This window comes from Collinsella sp. 4_8_47FAA (genome assembly GCF_000763055.1).
GTDB lineage: Bacteria > Actinomycetota > Coriobacteriia > Coriobacteriales > Coriobacteriaceae > Collinsella.
On sequence record NZ_KN214141.1, the window covers coordinates 1 to 5,154 of the forward strand.

Here is a 5,154-nt window from a genome sequence, read left to right on the forward strand (position 1 = left end):
GCCGCCTCCTGCGCCCTCCTGGCGCTGTAGAACACCCTGGGCCTCCTCGAGCAGCCGTAGCCCCTCCTGTGCGAGCAGCCGTTGCAGCACCTCGGCCACGCGGAGAGCCTGGGGCAGGCCCCCGACAGGTCCGCGGGCGCGGGCTCGCCGTAGCGCGAGCGCGGCGCGGTGACGTAGCGGTGCGCCGCCACCTCCCTGGTCACGGTCGAGGGCGACCTGCCGAGCTCCGCGGCGATCTCGCGGGCGCTGCGGTTGCGGTCGAGCATCCTCTCGACCGTGTTCCTCTCGTGCCTCGTGAGCCTCCCGTACGACCTTCCGGACGGCTTGGGTCTGGACATGCCGGCCTCCCTCCATCGCGGGCCGGGGGATTCCGGCCCCTCTGGGGTTGCCTACCCGGATTCGCGCCTCAGGACTCAGCGCAACGCGTTGCGCTGAGTCCTGAGGCTGTTGCAATGAAAATGAGAATCAAGGACTGATTCGGTGTCCGCTTTCGGCATCGCCGCGGAATCTGCGGGCTCGACGATGGCGGGTGCGTCTGCGGTCGCGGTGTCGAGCTCGACTTGCGGAGCGCTCTGATTCTCGACGCTCGACTTTACCTCGATGGGCGTGGATGCCATGGTGGTGATGCCGGCGTTGGCGTTCTCGGGGTCATAGACGACCGTAAGCGAGATGGCAGGCCGCGGCGTCTCGGGCTCCGGCGTCGACTCAGTAGCGTCTTGATCGTCGGGCTCGTCGGGCTGTTCGTCCTCGGCCTCGTCGCCAAAGATATCGCTGTTTTGGAACGCAGACGTCTCGGGTTGGTTAGCGGCTTCTTCGGTTGTCGACTTGGGAGCCTCGTTGAGCCCCGCAGTGGCTTCCTGCTCTGACATAACTTCGGGATCGGTCGTGGCGGCGATTTCGGTTCTGGCTTCTGCCGTCACCTCGATAGCGACTTCGATCTCTGTCTCGGGTTCGGGCTCGGGCTCCGGCACAGCTTCAGCCACGGGTTCGGGTTCGGGCTCAGGACGTTTAACGTGCTTGGGGCGCACGGCCTTGAGGTCCTTCTCACCGCGCTTTTTCTTTTTGTAGGACTGCTTGGCGCCCTTGGCGGTCTTGGGCTTGTCCTCGCCCTTGGCAAGCGCAGCATCCCAGGCCTCGTTGGCGATGACGGTGGCATACAGGCGGCCGCCTTTAAAGACGGTCAGCTTAATGCAGTCGTTAAGTTCCTCGAGCAGCTCGCGCGTGGACTCAAAGCCCAGGTCATAAGCAGTCATGTCGCCAGCGGCGAGCGCCTCCTCGACCTGCGTCATAAACGTTTGCTTGCCGCATCCAATCGCATCGCGTAGCAGGCGATACAGATAGATGTGGTTGCCCAGCGAAAGCATGGGCCTAACTATTGTCTTGCTCATGGCAAATCTCCTCTTTACACATGTAAAGCATCTTACCATCGCATAGCGTTCGCCATGGCGGCGCCCAAGGCAAACGGGCGCGAACCGCTGTCGATTCGCGCCCGTTGTACAGGTCGGTTATCTATGAGAGGCAAACGTGCTTAGTTGCCCGATGCCGTGCCTTGGCTCGAGTTGTCAGATGCCGTGCCGGACGCGGTTCCGCTCGAGCTGTTCGAGCTGTTGGTGTTGCTGCTGTCTGTTGTGCCCGTTCCCGACGTGGTGTCGCTCGTCTGGCCGCCCGTGCTCGGCTGCGAACCGTCAGTCGTTTGGCTTGAGTCGGTCGTGCCGGACGGCGTGCTGCTGTTGGCCGTAGAGGAATCGGTGCCCTGCGATTGGTTTTGGGCGTTCGAGGACGAATTGGCAGAGGTAGAACTGTCTTGCGTATCGTCCGTCTGTGCCTGCTGATCCTGCGACTGGGTGTTGCCATTTGCATCGCTCTCGGTCGTGCGCGACGACAGGATTGGCTCGGGACGCTCGCCCAGACCCTCACCGGCAGTGGTGATAAGGATGGCGCCGGCGCAGGCGATGACCGCGACGATGGCGATAGCGATCGAGAAGACGATGACCTTCTTTTGCGTCTGGCTGCGCTCTGCCGCCGCCTTGGCGCGCAGGCTGTTGGGGGCGACGCGCGCCGTGGTCGCGCGTCCCGCAACCTGGCGCATCTCCTGCGTGGTCGCGGCGCCACCTAGGTGCTCCTCGACATCGGGCTCAACGGGCTCGTAGGCGCCGGCAGGGTAGTCGACAGCGGCATGCGTGCCCTTGATTGCTTCGGCGCTGGCGGAGATAAAGTGGCGATAGACCTGCGAGGACACAACAGTGATGACTGAGCTCACAGCGGCACCAATCACCGAGCCGGCAATGCCGATCTTTGAAGCAAGCGCCACGCTCGTGGCGGCAGCTGCGGCGCCGGCGATGATCTGGGGAATGGAAATGTCGTCAAACAGGCCCTTTTTGGGCGCGATGGCCATGGTCTGTCCGATGGAATGGTTCTCGTGCACGCCGTTGTTGAGCGATGCCGGCGTCATGACGCGCGTGCGTGGCGCGTCGGTGTACTTGGTTGTCATACGGGGTCCTCCCGGTGTAAATCTGCTTCGTTTCGTGTAGCCATCAGGGTACCCACCAGATGTGAATCGTACGTGACATTTAACAGATACCATCAACTCATCAATAGCTCACCAAGTTGGTGGGATGCGGTTACACCCGGCGGTTGAACTACAATAGGGCTTGCTAATTGTTGTGAATGGCGTTTACGCACGGGAGCATTCTTATGAATCTTCACCTTTCTCAGTCTGATGGCTTTTTGCGTGTGGCGGCGGCCTCGCCCAAGATGCGTGTGGCCGATGTCGAGGGCAATGCCGAGGTGGCGCTGGCGGCTGTTCGCGAGGCTACCGAGCGTGGCGTTCGCGCGCTGGTACTGCCCGAGCTTAACCTGACCGGCTATACCGCGGCCGATCTGTTCCATAACCGCACGCTGCTGCATGCCTGCGAGGCTGCTCTGGTGCACATCCTCGATGAAACCCGTGAGCTGCCGATCGTCTTTACCGTTGGCTTGCCCGTTGCGGTGGCTGAAAACATCTACAACTGCGCCGCCGTGTGCTGTGCGGGTGAGCTTTTGGGTCTTACGGCTAAGAAGTATCTGCCCAACTATGGCGAGTTCTATGAGCGTCGCTGGTTTGCTCCGTCGCCTGCGGATCCCGTGTGGGTTGAATTTGCCGGTCAGGGTCCGGTTCCGCTGGGTTCGGGGCTTGTCTACCGCTGCTGTGATGAGGGTGCCGAGGATATGGTGCTGGGCGTTGAAGTCTGCGAGGACCTGTGGGTGCCGGCGCCCCCTTCGACCGAGATGGCGCTTGCCGGTGCGACGGTGATCCTCAATCCGTCGGCTTCGGACGAGATTATCGGTAAGGCGGATTACCGCCGCAGCCTTATCTCTAACCAAAGCGCGCGCCTGTACTGCGCCTATGCCTACGCGGACGCGAGCGAGGGCGAGTCCACGACCGACATGGTCTTTGCGGGTGAGAACCTCGTCTACGAAAACGGCTCCAAGCTCGCCGCGACCAAACTGCTTACCTGCGATATGGCCATCGCCGACGTTGACCTTGACCGCCTGGTTGCCGAGCGCCGTCGCTCGACGACGTGGACGCGCACCGACGATGCGCCGGAATCCGCGACCGTTGAGTTTTCGTTTGAGGGCGTACTGGCCGAAGAACCTGTCCTGCGCGATGCGCTCGACATCGACCGAGTCTTCCCCCGCGCTCCCTTTGTGCCGGCCGACCACGGTGATCTGGCTGAGCGTTGCGAGACTATCCTCGACCTGCAGACCGCCGGCCTCAAGACCCGCCTTGCCCATACGGGCACCAAGGCGGCCGTCATCGGCCTTTCGGGCGGCCTCGATTCCACGCTGGCGCTCCTCGTGACCGTGCGTGCGTTCGACGCCTTGGGCCTGCTGCGCACCGGTATCACGGCCGTGTCCATGCCCGGCTTTGGCACGACGCACCGCACCAAGTCCAATGCCGAGTCGCTCGCTCGCGACCTAGGCGTGAGCTTTCGCGAAGTCTCGATTCATGCAGCCGTGGAGCAGCACTTTAAGGACATCGAGCATGATCCGGCCGTGCAGGACGTGACCTACGAGAACAGCCAGGCGCGCGAGCGCACGCAGATTCTCATGGATCTGGCCAACCAGGCTGGCGGTTTTGTCATTGGCACGGGCGACCTGTCGGAGCTGGCGCTCGGCTGGGCTACCTATAACGGCGACCACATGAGCATGTACGCCGTCAACGCGAGCGTGCCCAAGACGCTTGTGCGCCATCTGGTACGCTATGCTGCCGATGTCTTTGGCGGGCGCATTGCCGAGGTCTTGCTCGATATCCTCGATACGCCGGTGTCCCCCGAGCTTCTGCCGCCCACGGGCGACGGCGAGATTGCGCAGAAGACCGAGGATTTGGTGGGCCCGTACGAGCTGCACGACTACTTCCTCTACTACCTGCTGCGTTTTGGCTTTGAGCCGGGCAAGATCTACCGCATGGCGCTCAAGAGCTTCGAGGGCGTCTACGACGCCAAGACCGTCTACACGTGGCTACGTACGTTCTACCGTCGCTTCTTTGCCCAGCAGTTTAAGCGCAGCTGCCTGCCCGATGGTCCCAAGGTGGGCTCGGTGACGCTCAGCCCGCGCGGCGATTGGCGTATGCCGAGTGACGCTAGCTCGCGTCTGTGGCTTGCGCAGATCGACGCGCTCAATCCAGGGTTGATTTTCAATCTCAACGCAACAGCCTGAACGGACCCCGCGTTTCCGCAGCTAGCGCAACGCGGAAATAGCTCCCGGCACCTGGCCATCACTTCGTTTCCGCAGGTGGAGGGGCTGTGGAGTCCGGTGCCCCCATGCCGCCGCCGCATGCTCCGCCAGCCCGCCGCGCAGCCGTTCCGGACTCAGCGCAACGGGCCCTCCGGCCCATGTCCCGGCCCGCCGCCTATCCCGCCAGCGGCCCCTCGCCCCTCGCGGCCCTGGCCCTTTCGATGCAGCCGGGCGTGAGGTCGAGCTCGCCGGGCGCCAGCTCCTCTATCCCGAACGCGTCCATGAGGGCGGAGGCGTCCTCCCCGAGGGCCATCCGCAGCACGCGCGCCGGCGTCAGGAACCCGAGCGCCCCCCTCGGCTCGGAGTTCACCTGCGACATGAGCAGCGCGCAGTCCGCCGCCGTCAGCCGGTCGAACCTGGCCCCGGCGCCCTTGGGCA

The 5,154-nt window shown here is 63.5% G+C and carries 4 protein-coding genes and 1 pseudogene; 1 reads left to right on the forward strand and 4 read right to left on the reverse strand.

The window, feature by feature from the left end; all coding sequences use genetic code 11:
* The 3 genes from HMPREF9463_RS10060 to HMPREF9463_RS10070 form a co-directional block, all read right to left on the reverse strand.
* Positions 1-338: helix-turn-helix domain-containing protein (locus tag HMPREF9463_RS10060; protein WP_035136634.1), on the reverse strand; the 338-nt coding region annotated here is incomplete at its 3' end.
* Between the two features lie 75 nt (positions 339-413).
* Complete coding sequence (locus tag HMPREF9463_RS10065; protein ID WP_148334240.1) at positions 414-1,388, reverse strand: hypothetical protein; 975 nt, start codon at positions 1,386-1,388, stop codon at positions 414-416.
* Between the two features lie 140 nt (positions 1,389-1,528).
* On the reverse strand, positions 1,529-2,491 hold the full coding sequence (locus tag HMPREF9463_RS10070; protein ID WP_052044241.1) for a hypothetical protein: 963 nt from the start codon (positions 2,489-2,491) through the stop codon (positions 1,529-1,531).
* 203 nt (positions 2,492-2,694) lie between these two features.
* On the opposite strand from HMPREF9463_RS10070, the gene HMPREF9463_RS10075 reads away from it, so the two are divergent.
* On the forward strand, positions 2,695-4,698 hold the full coding sequence (locus HMPREF9463_RS10075; protein WP_035138949.1) for an NAD(+) synthase: 2,004 nt from the start codon (positions 2,695-2,697) through the stop codon (positions 4,696-4,698).
* A gap of 193 nt (positions 4,699-4,891) precedes the next feature.
* Here the strand turns inward: HMPREF9463_RS10075 and HMPREF9463_RS10080 are convergent.
* A pseudogene (locus HMPREF9463_RS10080) lies at positions 4,892-5,154 on the reverse strand (IS30 family transposase); the annotation flags it as partial.